The sequence below is a fragment of the Haloferula sp. genome (assembly GCF_049672945.1).
Taxonomy (GTDB): Bacteria; Verrucomicrobiota; Verrucomicrobiia; order Verrucomicrobiales; family Akkermansiaceae; genus Haloferula.
In genome coordinates this window covers 1-16,392 of sequence record NZ_JBATWY010000022.1, presented here as the reverse complement: position 1 = coordinate 16,392, position 16,392 = coordinate 1, and the positions used below count along the sequence as shown (strand labels likewise).

The 16,392-nt window shown below is 59.9% G+C and carries 12 protein-coding genes; 3 read left to right on the top strand and 9 right to left on the bottom strand.

The features are described 5' to 3' along the window. The 5 genes from WBG04_RS01985 to WBG04_RS01965 form a co-directional block, all read right to left on the bottom strand. Positions 1-2,000: DPP IV N-terminal domain-containing protein (locus tag WBG04_RS01985; RefSeq protein ID WP_424312669.1), on the bottom strand; the 2,000-nt coding region annotated here is incomplete at its 3' end. Between the two features lie 22 nt (positions 2,001-2,022). After that, a complete protein-coding gene (locus WBG04_RS01980; RefSeq protein WP_424312668.1) occupies positions 2,023-3,279 on the bottom strand; it encodes an NAD(P)/FAD-dependent oxidoreductase in 1,257 nt (418 codons plus the stop codon). Positions 3,280-3,298: 19 nt separating this feature from the next. Further along, positions 3,299-4,876, bottom strand: coding sequence for an aldehyde dehydrogenase (NADP(+)) (locus WBG04_RS01975; RefSeq protein ID WP_424312667.1), 1,578 nt, complete (start codon positions 4,874-4,876; stop codon positions 3,299-3,301). Then, positions 4,873-5,832 (bottom strand): proline racemase family protein, encoded by a 960-nt coding sequence (locus tag WBG04_RS01970; protein ID WP_424312670.1) that lies wholly within the window; start codon positions 5,830-5,832, stop codon positions 4,873-4,875. The genes WBG04_RS01975 and WBG04_RS01970 overlap by 4 nt, the downstream gene beginning before the upstream one ends. 11 nt (positions 5,833-5,843) lie before the next feature. After that, positions 5,844-6,803 carry a dihydrodipicolinate synthase family protein gene (locus WBG04_RS01965; RefSeq protein WP_424312666.1) on the bottom strand — a complete coding sequence of 320 codons (960 nt, stop codon included), beginning with the start codon at positions 6,801-6,803 and terminating at the stop codon, positions 5,844-5,846. Positions 6,804-6,924: 121 nt separating this feature from the next. On the opposite strand from WBG04_RS01965, the gene WBG04_RS01960 reads away from it, so the two are divergent. Together WBG04_RS01960 and WBG04_RS01955 are read left to right on the top strand one after the other, a co-directional pair. Next, positions 6,925-7,680: a helix-turn-helix domain-containing protein gene (locus tag WBG04_RS01960; protein ID WP_424312665.1), complete on the top strand. Its 756-nt coding sequence runs from the start codon at positions 6,925-6,927 to the stop codon at positions 7,678-7,680. A gap of 69 nt (positions 7,681-7,749) precedes the next feature. Continuing rightward, positions 7,750-9,573: a sulfatase family protein gene (locus tag WBG04_RS01955; RefSeq protein ID WP_424312664.1), complete on the top strand. Its 1,824-nt coding sequence runs from the start codon at positions 7,750-7,752 to the stop codon at positions 9,571-9,573. A 93-nt stretch (positions 9,574-9,666) separates the two neighbouring features. On the opposite strand, the gene WBG04_RS01950 is transcribed toward WBG04_RS01955, so the two are convergent. The 4 genes from WBG04_RS01950 to WBG04_RS01935 all read right to left on the bottom strand — a co-directional run bounded on the left by WBG04_RS01950 (position 9,667) and on the right by WBG04_RS01935 (position 15,325). Next, positions 9,667-12,738, bottom strand: coding sequence for a hypothetical protein (locus WBG04_RS01950; protein ID WP_424312663.1), 3,072 nt, complete (start codon positions 12,736-12,738; stop codon positions 9,667-9,669). Positions 12,739-12,856: 118 nt separating this feature from the next. Further along, complete coding sequence (locus tag WBG04_RS01945) at positions 12,857-14,305, bottom strand: anti-sigma factor family protein (protein WP_424312661.1); 1,449 nt, start codon at positions 14,303-14,305, stop codon at positions 12,857-12,859. Beyond that, on the bottom strand, positions 14,302-14,856 hold the full coding sequence (locus WBG04_RS01940; protein WP_424312660.1) for a sigma-70 family RNA polymerase sigma factor: 555 nt from the start codon (positions 14,854-14,856) through the stop codon (positions 14,302-14,304). The genes WBG04_RS01945 and WBG04_RS01940 overlap by 4 nt, the downstream gene beginning before the upstream one ends. Before the next feature lie 58 nt (positions 14,857-14,914). Next, positions 14,915-15,325, bottom strand: a complete 411-nt coding sequence (locus WBG04_RS01935; RefSeq protein ID WP_424312659.1) for a thiol-disulfide oxidoreductase DCC family protein — start codon at positions 15,323-15,325, stop codon at positions 14,915-14,917. Between the two features lie 32 nt (positions 15,326-15,357). On the opposite strand from WBG04_RS01935, the gene WBG04_RS01930 reads away from it, so the two are divergent. Further along, positions 15,358-16,263: a LysR substrate-binding domain-containing protein gene (locus WBG04_RS01930; RefSeq protein WP_424312657.1), complete on the top strand. Its 906-nt coding sequence runs from the start codon at positions 15,358-15,360 to the stop codon at positions 16,261-16,263. Positions 16,264-16,392 lie beyond the last annotated feature (129 nt).

Sequence of the window (16,392 nt, the reverse complement as noted above, 5' to 3'; positions counted from 1 at the left end):
TGAAAGGCCTTCGAACGGTACGAGGTGCCCATGCCATCGATTTTGACAACGATGAAGCCCAACTCGGCGAGTGACTGCATGTTTGAGAAAGCGCGGAATCCTTTCGGAACAAAGGCACTGTGCGGGCCGGCGTAAATGTCCTCCAGAATCGGGTAGGACTTCGAGGGGTCGTGATTCGTCGGACGGATAATGATGCCGTAGATGTCGGTCTCGCCGTCCCGCCCCTTGGCGACAAGGCGCTCCGGTGCCTTCCATCCGGCATCCTTCAGCTCACTGATGTCAGCCGTTTCCAACAAGCAAACCAGTCCACCATCCTTGCTTCGGCGGAGTTCATGTACGGGCGCTTGATCCACTCTCGACCAACTATCGATGTAGAAGCGCTGATTGGGAGAGAAGTCGATCGAGTGGGTTCCGTTGCCTTCTGTTAGAAGAGTAAGATTGTCGCCATCGAAGTCCACGCGGGCGTAGTGGAGATAGTAGGGATCCTGTCCGGGAATGAGGCCACCGGCGGTGAACCAGATTTGTCGGTTCTCTTCATCAACCTTGGTGACATCGCGTACGACCCAATTTCCTTGAGTGATGGGATTCTTGGCCTGGCCGGTATCGGAATCGTAGAGGTAGAGGTGGTTCCAGCCGTCGCGCTCGCTCATCCAGATGAGCTCCTTGCTTGCGGGCAGGTGTTTTAGATAGGTTTTGTGGCTGTAGCAGAAGAAGGTTTCGGGGTTTTCATCGACCAGCGCCCGGACCGACCCGGTGCTGGCATCGACGGAGAGGACGCGCATGACTTGATGGCCACGTTGGTTGTAGAGGAAGGTGAAAGCCGAGGAGTCGGGTTCCCAGCGGAGCTGGGTGATCGCCCATGGCTTGGAAAAAAGGGCGTCGTCGATGGGGATGTGCTTCTTCTCCAAGGGGTCGAAAAGCTGCGGTTTGGACTGGGGAATCTCGTCGCCGGGCTTGAGGTAATTGTAGGAGTGAAGCTTGGGTTGGAGTTGGTCTTTCGGCGAGGATTCGACGTAGTAGACCTTGCGGTCACCACCTTGTTTGGTGCGCAGGGCGACGACACGTTTTGAATCGGGCGACCACCAGATGCGACCGTCGTAGCGATCGCTTTCGGTGCCGTCGTTACTCAGCGCGAAGTCTTCCTTTTTCTCGAGGTCGCGGAGATAGAGGTTGTAGTCCTTGAAGAAGGTGCGGAAACGTCCGTCGGCTGAATTGTTAGAGTGAGAAGGACGTTTGCGCGAATCAGCTTTCTGAGCTGGTCGGGTTTTCCCATCGACGATTGCTACGCCGTCGTGATCGACCGCGGCGAAGGCATTGAGGAGCTTGCCTTGTTCATTTTTGGCCACCCAAACGTGGCCTGCGAAGGTGTGTTGGCGGTGGCTTTTCCCGGGGTCAACCGTAGCGTATTGCTTTGGTTTGCCGCTGGTGTCGACCCAGTGGAGAGTCGCGATCTGATCCGTGCGGTTGACGAAAAGGACGGAGGTTTCTTCCCCCGTTTTCCGGCTCGCCCGCGGGCGGTCGAGGATTTCGACCGTGGATTCGGTGGCGTCTTCTGCGGGAGCTGTCGATTGAAGTTCGTTTTTTTGGAGATCCCACCGCCAAGTCTTTCCGCGTCCTTTGAGAATGATGTCTCCTTCAATGAATTCGATCCGGTCTACGGGAAGTTTTGTTGATTGGATCGGCCGCTTGAGTTCCTTGGTAAGGAGAAGCGCCAGTTTGTCATGATCGAAGGCCGGCCCACGCGTGCCGGCGACGGCATCGACTCCGATGAATTCCCTTTCACCGCCACGGAGATCATTGCGGTACCAGAACTTTGTTCCATCGGCGAACCAATGCGCCTTGAGGGATGCCTTGTGAACCTTTCCGGAAAACTTTCCGGCGATCTTCGCCGCCCGCTCGTAGTCCTCTTTGGATCCTTGAGCGAGGGTGGATCCCAAGCTGAAAAGGAATGCGACGCCGAGCAAGGAGAGGCGTCGCAGCGATCGATTGGCAATTTGCATGACTCGATGAGAATGACTTCGTTCAATGGAATCTTTCCGGAGAAAGGGCGCTGAGATTGATCGGGCTGCTTTCGCCAGTGATAAGCTTTTCGCAGAGCATGCCGGTGACGGGTGCGAGGCTGAGTCCCATCATCGAGTGTCCGGTGGCGACAATTACCCGTTTCTGACGTGACAAGGTGCCGATATAGGGGAGCCCGTCGGGCGAACAGGGCCGCAACCCGACCCAAGGATCGATGCCGCTGAAGTCATCGGGCTCAAAGTCCGGGTAGAAGCGGCAAAAGGATTCGATGATTCCCTGCAACCTTGCCGGACTGAGGGAGGTGTCCGTGCCACAGATTTCCATCGTGCCCGAGACGCGCAGCGTTTTCCCCATGGGAGTCACCGCGACGCGACCCTCCTTCAGGAGGCTGCACAATCGCAGTGCCTTGCGCGGTTCCTTCAAGGTGAGAGAGTAGCCTTTTCCTCCCTGCATGGGCAGCCGGAGGTCGAGCTTGCGGGCGAGTTCGGTGCTGATCACGCCTCCGGCCAGAACGATCCGGTCGGCGACGTGCTCGTTGGCTTCCGATGTCCTGACACCGACCACTTGGTCCTTTTCCCGTACGAAGTCGACGACATCCTCTTCGAAGAACACGCCGCCGCGAGCGGTGATGCCTTTCCGCAGAGCAGTAACGAAGTCCATCGGGTTGAGGTGGCAGTCCTGCTCAAACCACACGCCTCCAAGGGCATCCACCGAACAGTCCGGCTCGAAATCCTTCAAGCGATCCTTGGTGAAGACCGTGGCTTTCAGTCCCAGACGCTGCGCCGCTTGCGCAACTTCGGCTTCCTCTTCCAGACCTTCTTCACTTTGGCAAAGCATCAGCAAGCCGCGTTGAACAAGCTCGAAGCCTTCGGACTCGGCGAGTTCCTGATGCAGTCGGCGGCTTTCGAGCCCGATGTCGCGGAGCAGGCCCTCGCTGCGTTTCACATGGTCTGTATTGGCATGGCGGTAGAACAGCCAGAGCCAGCGCATCAGGCCGAAGTCCAGTCGCGGACGAAGAAAAAACGGGCTCTTGGGATCGAGCATCCACTTGAGTCCCTGACTGATCACACCGGGTGCGGCCAGCGGGATGAAGTGGCTTGGTACCACCATCCCGGCATTGCCCTCGGAGCTGCCGGAGAGAAGCGAGGAATCCCGCTCGATGACCGTGACCCGGTGGCCTGACCCGGCCAGATAGTAGCCGCAGGCGAGACCGATCACTCCGCCGCCCACGATGACCACGCTTTGCGTCTCCTTGCCCATAAAGAATCAATACTCGGTGTTAAGTGGTTTCCCGGGAAGGCACTCCGTCGACCAGGCGTTGAATGCCCAGAGGGTTGGTCGACTGCAGCTCGGCGGGTAGCAGTGACTCCGGCACGCCCTGCCATGAAACAGCGCGCGTGAAGCGATCGATCGCACGGGTACCGACCGAACTACTAGAACCATCGGATGTTGCGGGATAGGGTCCACCGTGAACCATCGAGGAACATACATCGACGCCGGTCGGGAAGCTGTTAACGATCACGCGTCCTGCCTTCTGCGATAGCAGGGCAAGCAACGGACCGGCGTTTTCGAGATCTGAATCGGTGCCATGGACGGTGGCGGTGAGCTGGCCTTCCAGTGATTGGGCGGCTGCCGTGAAGTCGCTTTCCGAACCGCAGTCGATGACCAGCGTTGCCGGACCGAAGACTTCGGCGCTGAGAGCGGGGTTGGAGAGAAAGTCCGGGAGTGAAGTCTGGAACAAGACAGGACCAGCCTGGCATCCATCGGCGGGCACCTCTGCAAGTTTCCGAACACCGGCCTGCGCTGACAAACGGCTCACGCCATCGGCGAAATTCCGGGCAATGCCCTGGTGAAGCATCGTCGCCGGTGCCACGGCGCCGAGGCCATCAGCAAGCTTCTGAGTAAAGACATCCTTACCCTCACCGCTGGTGAAGACGAGGCCGGGGCTGGTGCAGAATTGTCCGACGCCGAGGCTCACCGAGCCCGCCAGTCCTTCGGCGATTTGTTCACCTCGCTCGGCCATCGCGCCGGGAAGAACGAAGACCGGATTGACCGAACTCATCTCGGCGAAAACGGGAATCGGCACTTCGCGGGCGGCTGCCAGATCCATCAGCGCGCGACCACCACTGCGCGAGCCGGTGAAGCCGATCGCATGGATTCCGGGGTGCCTGGCGATGGCCTGTCCGAGGGCGATGCCGTCGTCGAAAATCAGGGAAAACACGCCTTCGTGGAGTCCGCTCTTGGCGACGGCGGCCTGGATCGCGGTTCCAACGATTTCGGCCGTGCCGGGATGGGCCGAGTGGGCCCTGACCACGACCGGGCAGCCGGCGGCCAGAGCGCTGGCGGTGTCGCCACCCGCGACGGAGAAGGCCAAGGGGAAGTTGCTGGCACAGAAAACCGCGACAGGACCCAAGGGCCGGCGCATCGAGCGCAGATCGGGCTTGGGAATCGGCAGGCGATCGGGTTGGGCGAGATCGATCCGTGCATCGACCCACGAGCCTTCTTCCACCAGCGCGGCGAACATGCGCAGTTGTCCGACGGTGCGGCCCTTTTCGCCACGACAACGTCCTTCGGGAAGGCCGGACTCGGCCATCATGCGCTCAACGATCTCTTCCTCGCGGGTGTCGATTTCGCCGGCGATGTTGCGCAGGAATTCCGCACGTGTTTTGCTACTAGAATTACCGTAGGTGTAAAAGGCCTCGCCTGCGAGGGCGATGGCCCGGTCGAGCTCGTCTTCGGTGGCGGCATGGTAGGTTGGTTCCAGTGCCTCTCCCGTTGCAGGGTTTTGTGCCTGAAATGTTCCGTTTGTGCCGCTTGAGCGACTGCTTCCAATGATTGAGTATCCTTCCAGCTTCATGATGTTTTTTCGAATGACTCCACACCGTAGCGGTAGGGATCGTCGGGTCGCAGGATCATTTCACACTCTGCGGTGATGTAGGCGCGACCTTGGACAATCGGGATGATGGTCGTTTCGTCAATGCGCCGGTATCGTCCGGTGAAAGCGGTGCCGAGGATGCCCGCCTGACGGATGGTCTCGCCCTCGGCCAGTGATCCTTCGGCGGCCAGACAGGCGAGTTTGGCACTGGTGCCGGTGCCGCAGGGCGAGCGGTCGTAGGCCTTGCCCGGGCAGAGCACGAAGTTCTGGCTGTCGGCTTCCACGCCTTCCTCGGGGTCTGAAAAGACCTCGACGTGATCGATGAGCCCGCCGTTTTTTCCGCTGATTCCGCTGTTTTCGAGGGCTTGCCGGACTGCCCAGGTGAAATTTGTAAGTTCCTCGATATGAGTGCGTTTCAGTGCCGGACCCTGATCGAAAATAAGGAAAAACCAGTTCCCTCCCCAGGCGACGTCACCGCAGACCGTGCCGTAGTCCGGGACTTCGAGTGTGACCTGATGGGCATGCCGATAGCTCGGGACGTTTTCCACGGTCACCTCGCCATCTTCGTCGAGTTTCGCGGAAACAACGCCCACCGGGGTTTCCAGACGATGGGTTCCGGCCTGGATCCTGCCGAGATGGGCCAGCGTTTCGATGACTCCGATGGTGCCATGGATACAGCCGTTGAGGTAGTCGGCGTTGTTGAAGAACACGACACCGGAGACGCAGCTTTCATCGGCAGGTTTGCAGAGAAAGGCGCCGACGACTGCTTCAAAGCCGCGCGGCTCGTGAATGAGGGCACGGCGCATCCAGTCGGCATGCGTGCGCAAGTAGTCGCGAGCAGCTGAGGCCCCCCGACTTGGAACTTCAGGACCACCCGATATGACCACCCTTGTCGGCTCACCTGCGGTGTGCGAGTCGATGACGCGCACTCGTTGGATCGTGTCCTTTTTCATATCGTTTCGTTTCCTTGGCCTTTGCCATCCCAGGAATCCCACCAGTCGCGGAATTGCTTCCACTGCGCATGCAGGAAGTTCCGTTGACTCGTGCTGAGTTGATCGGGGGGGTCGAGCTGGTGGCGGTAGGCATCGTGACCTTCGAGCACCATCAACTCCTTGTAATAAAGCACGAGGTCCGGACCTTCGTCGTAGATCGAGAGGGTCTCCAGTGCTTCGGAAAGCTCCAGCGCCCAACGTCTTGCTTGGGAGTCGCCGCTTGCCGCCGCGCGGCAGAGTTCGAGGAAACGGAGGATCTCTTTTGGAAGCGCGTTGCCCACGCCGGTGATGGCGCCCGTTGCACCGCAATTTACAAAGCCGTGGTAGACTTGGGTGTCGACGCCGGCCATCAGCGTCAGTTCATCGCTGCCGCTGGTGATGAATTCGGCCGCGTAGCTCAAGGCCTCGGCTCCGCCGAACTCCTTGAAGCCGATCAGGCTTGGAAACTCTTCACGCAGCGCGAAGAAGAGATCGGCCTTGGTTTCAAAGCCATAGACGGGGCTGTTATAGATCACTGCCGGCAAGTCGCCACCAGCCTGAAGAATCCGGCGAAAGTGCTCTTTTTGGGCTGCTGGTGCGCTTCCTCGTGAGAGGACCCGGGGGATGACCATCAGGCCCGCCGCTCCGACTTCGCGTGCATGTTCGGCATGTTCGGCGGCGAGCTTCGAGTTCTGCGCACCGGTGCCGACGACGACTGGCACTCCGGCTTCGACCAAACGGCGTACACCTTCCTGGCGCTGGGCATCTGTGAGCAGCGGCCAGTCACCCATCGATCCGCAGTACACCACCGCTCGCATGCCCAACGCGATCAACTCGTCGGCAGTCGCCACCAGAGCGTCGTAGTCGACTTGGCCAGCCTCGTTGCACGGTGTCATCAGGGCTGGAATGCAGCCTTCAAAAATTCGTTCGCTTTTCATTTTGATCGCTCGCTTGGAAAGTCTGGAACTTATGCGAGTCTCCGGGGAGTCGTCTTGTCGGATCAGCCATTCTTTTCTTTCTTTTTGGCCCAATAACCGCCGCAATCGCTGGAAGATCCACATGGACCCCTCCGAGCTTCAGAAACAGTTTTTCGATCAGCTCAGCAGCCCCTGCCATGGCGAAGAGGTTTTCGACGAAGTGCCGGACACCGTCTATTTCATCAAGGATCAGGCCGGTCGCTACATTTCGGTGAACGACACACTGGTGCGGCGTTGCAGGTTGTCGTCCAAGCACGAGCTGATCGGCAAAACCGCACTCGAAGTCTTTCCTTCGCCCTTTGGAAGAGAGTTTACCCGGCAGGACCTCGCTTTGCTTGCCGGAGGGGCGGAGATCCGCGAGCAGCTCGAACTCCATCTTTATCCCGGCGGGAAGAGTGGATGGTGTCTGACTTGGAAAAAGGCACTACGAGGGTCCGATGGAGGGATCGTCGGTCTGTCCGGCATTTCCCGCGACCTGTCCTCCAGCCCTGATAGCTCGGACGAACTTCACCAGCTATCAACCGTTCTCGATCACATCCGCGATCACCTGAGCGAACCATTGAGCATTGAGGACATCGCCTCGGACACCGGTCTTTCGGTCTTTCAGATCGGGCAGCGCATCAAGCGGCTTTTCGGGATTTCGCCGTATCAGTACATCATCCGCTGTCGCATCGATTCCGCCCGCCACCTGCTTGCGAACTCCGAGCGTCCGCTGAGCGAGATCGCGCTTGCCTGCGGTTTCAGTGATCAGAGCGCGTTTACCCGCCAGTTCAAACGCTCGGTCGGTATTCCGCCCGGGTCCTATCGCGGGCAGCTTGGAGATGCAGGAAAGGGATAGCCCGCGCGAGTCGTTGGATCTTCATGTAAAATCTTCCCCAACCTGATGGTAACACCTATTTCCTATCCCATGAAGTTGCTACTCCTCTTTCTTGTCCTGATCGGTGCTGCCCTTGGCGGCGAAGCAAAGCCCAACATTCTCTGGATCACCACCGAGGACAATTCTCCGCAGTGGCTCGGGTGCTACGGCAACGAGGAAGCCCAGACGCCGCGTCTGGACGAGTTGGCAAAACAGGGAAACCGCTTCCTCCACGCCTACTCAAACGCGCCGGTCTGTGCCGTGGCGCGGTCGATGATTCTCAATGGGGCGTACGCCGTGACGATGGGAACGCAGCACATGCGCAGCCGCCATCGGATTCCGAAAAGCTATCGGCCCTACGTCAGCTACCTCAGGGAGAACGGCTACTACTGCACCAACAACAGCAAGACCGACTACAACTTCGAGGGCGATGACCGGAAAATCTGGGATGAGTGCAGTCCCAAGGCCAACTATGAGACGCGACCCGAGGGGGCTCCTTTTTTCGCCATCATCAACCTCACCACCACCCACGAGAGTTCGCTTTTCCCGGACAAAAACCCGGCGGGACCCAAGCGCGTGAAACCAGCCGATGTGAAGGTGCCGCCCTATCTTCCGGATCTGCCAGAAGTGCGCTCGGACATCGGACGCTACCACGACCGGATGACCCTGATGGATCGCGAGGTTGGCGAGATTCTTGACAAACTTGAGAAGCAGGGATTGGCGGAAGACACGATTGTCTTTTACTACAGCGATCACGGTGGGCCGACCCCGCGCGGCAAGCGCTACCTCAAGGAAACCGGTGTCAGGGTTCCAATGATGATCCGGGTGCCGGAAAAATTCCGCAAGCTGTCACCCTTCAAGCCGGGCGAGGTGATCGAGGAGTTGGTGGGGTTTGTGGATCTCGCGCCGACGCTGCTTTCGCTGATCGGGCTGGAGACTCCCGCTCAAATGCAGGGCCGGGCTTTCTTGGGGGATCACCGGAAGGAACCGGCCGAGGACGATATCGTCTTCCTGGAGGCGGATCGTTTCGATGAAATCTACGGGATGAGACGCGGCCTGAGCGATGGCCGTTGGAAGTACATCCGCCGCTTCACCCCCACCAAACCTGCGGCACCCTACAGCTTCTATCAGTTCTCGATGCCGTCCTGGGTGGCGTGGAGGAAGGCGTGGCAGGATGGGAAACTCGACGAGCAGTATGCAAGGATGTGGGAGACGCCGCAGCCGGTTGAGGAGCTCTTCGACCTGAAGTCCGACCCTTGGGAGATCGAAAATCTGGCATCGGATCCGGCGCATGCCGAGAAGCTCGTGGCAATGCGTGAGCGTCTCAAGGCGGAGATGATCGAACTGAAGGATACCGGTGTGATTCCCGAGCCGATGTGGGACGAACTGGCGGGCAATGGAACGATTGCAGGCTACGTCTCAAGTCCGAAATTCGATCTGAAGGAAGCGGTGGCCGCCGCCTTCCTGTTCGGTGATCCAAGTCAATTCGATGGTGCCAGCCTTCGGAGCCATTCGACCCACGCCGATCCGGTGATCCGCTACTGGGCGCTGTTAGGAAACCTGAATTCGATCCTGATGTCGGGAGGATCCGTAGAGGTCAAACCGAAGCTGTTGGACGACGAGGTGTCCGTGAATCGTGTCGTCGCTGCCGAGGTCTTCTGCGCTGCCGGCAAAAAGGATGAAGGTCACAAGGCTCTGCTTGCCGAGCTGCAGGGTCGTGAGATCAAGGGGACATCGATGCTTTATCTCTTGAACGCGATCAACGCGGAAGGCCTCGTGGACGAGGTTCCCCGTGAGTGGGCTGAAGGTGTGCTGGCGGACAAGAAGGCCGACAACTACGTGAAGCGGTTCGCCCAGATGGTGCTCGAACCCTGAGGGACGAAAAAAACCGGTTCCGGCAGGAATTTCCCACCAGGACCGGCGCGACTCTTGACGCAGTCGTAATTGCGTGAGGGCCCCGTCGTCGGCTTAGGACCCGGGAGCATCAGCCGCCCTGACAAAGAGCCTCGGCTGGGTGCCAGGGGTGATCGCCGTGGTGCGGACTTCGCTGGTGGAGCTGGCGGTGAAGGCCGAGCCCGGAATAGTAGCAAAGGATCCGGGACTTCCGTCGGTCTTCAGGCTGGTGGAGCTTTCGAGCACGTAATCATTGCCTTCGGTCAGGCCGTCGACGGTTACCTGAAGCTGGGTGCCACCGCTGACGATCTGAACGTCGCTGATGGCGAAGCTGCCGTCGGACTCGGCGATGGTCACCGTGAAGAACTGGTTGCCTGGGATCAGATCGAATCCGACGAAGGCGGGATCGCCGAGATTGGCGGTTCCGGCAGGCAGTCCACCGAGGACCTGGTTCGACATGAAGTTGTGGGCGTCGTTGTTGATCACGGCCATCACCTTGAGCGAGTCGGTAGGGCTGCCGAGGTCGGCGAGGTCGATGCAGAGTTCAAGACCGGTGGCGACGGCGGCGGCGGCTTCCTGATCGGCAGCAGCGGTGCCGCCGAGGACGCCGGCGGTGTTTGAATTGTCGAAGCCGACCCGCACCGGGAAGGTGTTCACACCTGTTCCGGTACTTCCGTAACCTTCGGTGCCATTGCTCAGGATGTCTTCGTAGAAATTGAAGGTCTGCGCTCCGAGATCGGCGAAATCGAGGTCAAACTTGCCCGAGCCACGACGGATGATGAGGTGGTAGTCGGCGAGGAATCCGACGTCGAAGAACATGTCATCCATCGCGCCGGCTCCGTCATTGCCGGCGGAGTCGAACGACGACTGGCCGCCGGCTTTCGAGTCGATGAAGATCTCGAGCTTGTTGAAGTTGTCCTGCAGGTTGCCGGTGAGGAGCACGTAGAGTTTGCCATCCTGGATCGTGGCGTAGCCGGCGTTGAGCTCGCTCTGGTTGTCGCCGAATTCGGTTTGGACCGTCTGCACGACGATCGGGTCACCGTAGAGTGCGTCGCGGGTTCCGTTGACCTGAACGAGTCCGAGGATCGTCGAATTGCTGTTCTCCCCTCCGAGTTTTGGATCGGTTCCCTGGAAGATTTCAAAACCGTCGTCTTCAAGGTCACCGTCGGTATCGATCTCGTTGGGATTGGTCATGTAGGTGAAGACTTCATCGCCGTCCGTGAGGGAGTCACCATCGGTGTCGGCATTGCAAGGGTCGGAGCCGGTGACGGTATCGCTGACGAACATTCCGGTGTTGGTTTCCTCTTCGTCGAAGAGCATGTCGAAGTCGGTGTCCTCCTCGAATGGATTGGTCCCGGCTGCCTGTTCGGCTTCGTCGAGGAGGCCGTCCTCATCAGCCATGCCTCCGGTCTCCAGTTGCGACAGATCACCCGGGGAGTAGACATTTTCCCAGCTGTCCCTGAGGCCGTCGGGTTCGCTGTCGGTGGGAGCGGCGGTTTCGAGGGCGTCCCAGGTGGTGGTGACAACCAGATCGTCCCAGAGAGTCCGACCTCCTCCACCGGAGGCGAGGCGGATGCCGGTGGCGACCGCGTTGGTGTCATCGAGGAAGGTGGCTTCGGCGTCGGCGGCTGGCTCGGCAGCGTCGAGGGCGGGATCGATCCAAATCAGGATCTTTTCGCTTTCGGTGTCGAGTTTGGCGACCAGGCAGTAGCTGGTGCGGTCGATGGGGATATCGCCGGTGAAGGCGGCACCTTCCTCGCCGTTGATTTCGACACCGAAGTTCCGGTCGGCTCCGTTGAGCGTATCGCGCACGCCGGCGAAGGCGACCTCGGCGCCATCCTTGGTGAAGCTGAGTCCGCTGAAGGTCGAGCCACTGTTGCGGCGAACGATCACTTTGGCGTAAACGGCTTTGGCACTGCTGGCGGTGGTGTTTTCAACGCGGCCGATGGTAGCTCCTCCGGTGGCGGCCCCGTTGAAATTGCGGGAGGCGGTGCTGCCGTTCACCGTGACCAGCTTGGTGCAGATGACTTCGGTACCGAAACTGGTGGCCCATGGGGCGACCGCACCGGTGTGGCCGAGGAAGACATCGTTGCTGGTACTATTGTCGTAGTCGAAGACTCGGGTTTCAAATCCGGTGGCTGCGTTGATTCCCCCGTCGTTGTAGTCAAAGAAGTCGAAGCCGATCACCTCGGTCGCACCGCCCGAAGGGATGGGGCCATTGAGTGGATCGCTGCCGAGGGAAATTTCAGTGGCGTCGTTGGCACCATCAAGGTCGGTGTCGGCCTTGTTGGGATCGGTTCCATGGTCTTGGACTTCGACGCCGTCGCTGAGCAGGTCGCCGTCCGAGTCTGGGTTCTCCGGGTCGGTGCCGGTCTTGTTCGGGCCTTCAAACACGCCGCCGTTGTCTTCTACCGTGTTGGGAAGACCGTCGTTGTCGCTGTCAGTCGCTACGCCTGGCATAGTGAATTGAAGGGCGGGATTTGGAGTTTCACCAAAGGCATCGGTAGTGAAAGCATTTCCCCAGTCGGCGATTGATGCAACAGGAGCGGAGAGGCTGTCTGCGGCGCTGTCTCCCCCGCCTCCACCAGAGCTGTAGACGTCGAACAAGACAACTTCACCGGGATCGAGTCCAAGGTTGGCGACAGGAACCGTAATTTCCACGAATTTCCCAGCAGCGTCTGGAGTGACGGTGCCATCCGTTGAGTCAAGTTGGCCAGTCTGAGACCACACGCCGCCTGTGTAAGTATAGATTTGTCCATTGGCCCCCGTGGCGGTGCTGCCATCATCGACCCAGGTTCCAATCCAGCGGGTCATTCCTGGGGTGAAATTGATGGGCCTTCCCCAGCCATTCCCGGTGGTGGTGCCACCTAGGTCGGCTCGGAGCGCGATAAGGTATTTGCCCCAATTAGTTGCCACTGGATCGCCATCAAGCGTGATTCGAAATGTGATTTCCGTTTCGGCGGCGTTGACGGTGACATCGACTGAAGTGATGTCGATATGTGGAAAAGGACTCCCAGGGACAGCGACTTCGCCTGTGGAATCAGGATAAGATTGAGTGGTCTGGCCCAGCGCGGGTAGTGCGGTACTGAGTGAGAAAAGCGTGATATTCCGGAGAATGAGACGTCCGGAAACGAGTCTTGGTTTCATGGGTTTCATGTATGGTTTTTGATGGAAGACGCCAAACGGGCCTCCATCTGGGCAAATGGAGTTTTGGCGTCAGGGGTTTATTAGTTTCCTGGAGGAAAGCGGTCTTGGATTGGAAATATCAGGGCTGGGCGGACCGGATTTCCTGCTCCGCGGAAAGCACTGTCACCGTGATTTGCCGTAATGCAATATCTCCGCGGATTTCCACGCCTTCGCCCTCGCCGGCGGCGGAGGCATCTTTTCCGGCATCGACGGCGGCGTCGGCTTGGGATCCGTTGGCGATGCGGAGGCGGTCGAAGCTCAGGCCGGGGGAAATCCATTCGGAGGCCAGGGCCGGGCCGGTGGTTTCGGTGCCTTCGAAGAGTTGGGCGAGGCCACTGCGGTAGTCGTAGCGCATGGTGACGGTGTTTTTCCCAGCGAGCAGGGGGCAGGCGTGGCGCGCTTCGTAGCCGACGGGGTGGAGGCCCCAGCCTTCTTCCGGGCCATTCGGATCGCCCACGAAGATCCGCTCCTGATCGCCGGTGTAGAGACTGACTCCGGCCCAGCCTTCCGAGTGAAAGCGGGAGGTCTGCGGGTCTTCCGAGACGAGAGTGACCAAGAGGACGTGTGACAGTTCGTCGAGTGGTGCCCCGCCAAGGGGAGCGAAGGCGGTGTGGCGGAGGTTGCCACTGGTATCGAGGACGCCATTCTTAATGACTGGTCCGCCGCGCTCGACGGTCCACGGTCCGGCGCCGATATCGGGATGCTTTCCTGCCAGCGGGGTGAGGTCGGGATCATCGAAATTCTCGGAGAAAATGGCGACGGCCTGGGGGAATCCAGCGGAGAATCGGGAAGCGCTGCTGCTTGTCGTCAGGCTGGCATTGGCCCAGTAGGCCGAATGGCCGCCACCGAGTCGGCTGGTGTGCTGGTCCGGACTGGTGACCAAAACTTCGCCGCGAAGGACATGGAGTTCCTGTGGTTTGCCTTTTTCGGAGATGACTCCGAACTCACCTGCCGGAGCATCGACTCTCAGATCGGCGGTGGTGCAGACGATCTGTTGGGAAGCATCGGTGTTTTCGAACCACACTCGTCCCTCTTGAAGGTGGAAGTGATCGTCGCCTTGGTATTCGAGGCTACCGGGGCCTTCGAAGTAAGCCTGGGCACCGGATGGAAGCGTGACCGAGGCAGAGCCGTGGTCGAGTTCGATGACGGATCCCTTGACCATGGCACCCGCCTTGACCTGGCCGGTGGTGTGGACCACACGACCGTGGGATTCCGGACCGAGCTGGACGCTGGCGCTGCTTTCCGCAGGATTGAAAATGAACAGGGAGGCGATGCCGAGGCCGGCGGCACAGGCAGCGATGGCGAAGGTGGCTTTCCGCGAGTTCGGTCTCGAGGTGAAGGGCACAACGGATGGTTCGCTATGGGCAAATTTTTCCTCGAGCACGTGGGTCATCCGGCCGTAGCTGCGGTAGAGTTCGCGCAGCTCAGGTTCGGCGAGGAGACGGCGCTCGAAGGCCTCGAATTCGCGGGCGTCGAGCTTGCCATCGAGGATGGCCTGAATGGTTTCTTCGTCGGAACGGCGGCTCATGAGGAGACGTGTTGGAGTTGGTTGTCGAGGCAGCGGCGGAGACCGGCGCGGATCTTGAAAAGGCGGGCTTTGAGGGTGCCGGCGCTGCGGTTGAGCTCGCGCGCATAGTCTTCGAGCGTGCCATTCTCACAGTAGCGCTTCTGGACGAGTTCGCGGTCGTGGGGCTGGAGTTTTGAGAGGCAGACTTCGAGGGCGCGGTAGGATTCGTCGAAATCGGCCACGTCTTCTTCCTCCTCTTCGGCGAACATTTCGGCGAGCTCATCGCTGAAGACCAGCCAGCCGTTGCGCTTGAGCTTCTTGCGCTGGTCCATGACGTGGTTGCGCGCGATGGCAAAGGCCCAGGCTTTGAAATTGGTGCCGAGCTCAAAGACGTCCTTCTTTTTCCAAAGGGTGATGTTCGTCTGCTGGAGAATGTCGCTTGCCCCCGTGAATCCCGGCATGAGCGAGCGGATGTAGGCCAGCACCGGTCCCTGATGGGCGGTCAGCAGGCGGACGAATTCCTGATCGTGCTCGTCGTCGGTCATCGGGGGCAAATGGTCGTAGTTCGTCATGGGTTTACGGGGTTTCCCGGCATTGTGACATGAGAATGCCTGCATCCAAGCTTTGGCTTCAGGGGATCAGCCGCCGATGGAGTGCTTCGCTTGGCAACGCACAGGCATCGCCTTTGCCGAACCAGTGATAACGGTGATCCGCGATGAAATTGTAGACGGCATCGCGGAGGAAAAGCGGAACGGCTTTTCCGAGAAATACAGGAATCCTCCAGCGGCCGCCGAGGGTTTCGAGTACGACGAGCACCGCCGTGGAACGTGCGAGAATCTCGCCATTGCGGCGCACGAGCATCGAATCGAGGGGCTTGCCGCCGGATTGGGCGGCCATTTCCGCTCCCGTGGGATCCTGCAGGCGGGTGAAACGGATCCGGTCGGCTGAATCCCGGTTGGCCAGCCAGCGGATGGTCCGACTGCACATCAGGCACTCGCCGTCGAAGGCGATGACGATGGGGTCTGCGGCGTCGGAATCCATGAGGCGGTGACTTGTCCAACTCTGAACTCGAAATGCTCGCCCGTCATGAAGAAGATGCCGACATGGCCCAACCCGTTCCGAATCTGCACCACCTGGAGTTGTTCTATCACGTGGCGAAGGCGGGCGGCATCACTGCGGCGGTGCGCTCGATGCCCTACGGAATCCAGCAACCGGCGATCAGTGGTCAGGTGTCCCAGCTTGAGTCGGAGCTGGGGGTGCGGCTGTTCCAACGTCGCCCGTTCACCCTGACGCCGGCCGGCAAGGAGCTGTTTGAATTCCTCGCGCCCTTCTTTGGAGCCTTGCCGGCGATCGCAGAGCGGATTGCCGGCAAGGCCTCGAAGCATTTGCGATTGGCGGCGCCTGCGACGGTGATTCGCGATCACCTGCCCGGGGTGCTGGCCGAGATCAGGAAGGCTCAGCCGGATCTGGAGTTGAGTTTGATGGATGTCGGACAGAGCCGGATCTTCGAGTTGCTCGAGCAGGAGGAGGTTGATCTCGCGGTGGCCGAGCTTGAAGGCCGGGCGCCTTCGGGAATGAAGACGGAGGTGCTGCTTTCGCTGCCTCTGGTGCTGCTCTTGCCACCGGGTCAGGCGATGCCGAAAGGCGGGCTGAAAGTTTTGGCGGAGGAAGCCGCCTTGGTTCGCACGGCCGAGGACACGGCCGTGGCGCGGCTGTTTGCCAAAGGACTGAATCAAAAGGGCATCCGCTGGCCGGCCAGGATCGAAGTAAATACGATCGATCTCGTACATGCCTATGTGGCGGAGGGCTTCGGCGTGGGTGTGAGCGTGGACGCCCCCGGTGTGAAACTTCCCAAAGGCGTGAAGGCGGTCAAGTTGGCGGGCTTCCCCGATCTGGCGATTGCCGGAGTCTGGCGTGGCAAGCTCGGTCCGCTGGCCGAGCTGGTGATGGCGGGATTGCGGAGGCGGGCGAAGGGGTGAACGGATAGAGGTAGGAACGGCGCATTGGTTTGCGCCGCTCCCCCCTCCGAACCGGACAGGCGGATCTCCCGCATCCGGCTCTCCAGTCAGTGGTTTGCTCCGTTACGGAGACTGGTGACTTCAGCACTC

Excerpts from the sequence above, each read along its gene's own strand:
- WBG04_RS01980 (WP_424312668.1), bottom strand. The coding sequence starts at position 3,279 with ATGGGCAAGGAGACGCAAAGCGTGGTCATCGTGGGCGGCGGAGTGATC.
- WBG04_RS01975 (WP_424312667.1), bottom strand. The coding sequence starts at position 4,876 with ATGAAGCTGGAAGGATACTCAATCATTGGAAGCAGTCGCTCAAGCGGC.
- WBG04_RS01965 (WP_424312666.1), bottom strand. The coding sequence starts at position 6,803 with ATGAAAAGCGAACGAATTTTTGAAGGCTGCATTCCAGCCCTGATGACA.
- WBG04_RS01960 (WP_424312665.1), top strand. The coding sequence starts at position 6,925 with ATGGACCCCTCCGAGCTTCAGAAACAGTTTTTCGATCAGCTCAGCAGC.
- WBG04_RS01955 (WP_424312664.1), top strand. The coding sequence starts at position 7,750 with ATGAAGTTGCTACTCCTCTTTCTTGTCCTGATCGGTGCTGCCCTTGGC.
- WBG04_RS01950 (WP_424312663.1), bottom strand. The coding sequence starts at position 12,738 with ATGAAACCAAGACTCGTTTCCGGACGTCTCATTCTCCGGAATATCACG.
- WBG04_RS01945 (WP_424312661.1), bottom strand. The coding sequence starts at position 14,305 with ATGAGCCGCCGTTCCGACGAAGAAACCATTCAGGCCATCCTCGATGGC.
- WBG04_RS01940 (WP_424312660.1), bottom strand. The coding sequence starts at position 14,856 with ATGACGAACTACGACCATTTGCCCCCGATGACCGACGACGAGCACGAT.
- WBG04_RS01935 (WP_424312659.1), bottom strand. The coding sequence starts at position 15,325 with ATGGATTCCGACGCCGCAGACCCCATCGTCATCGCCTTCGACGGCGAG.
- WBG04_RS01930 (WP_424312657.1), top strand. The coding sequence starts at position 15,358 with ATGCTCGCCCGTCATGAAGAAGATGCCGACATGGCCCAACCCGTTCCG.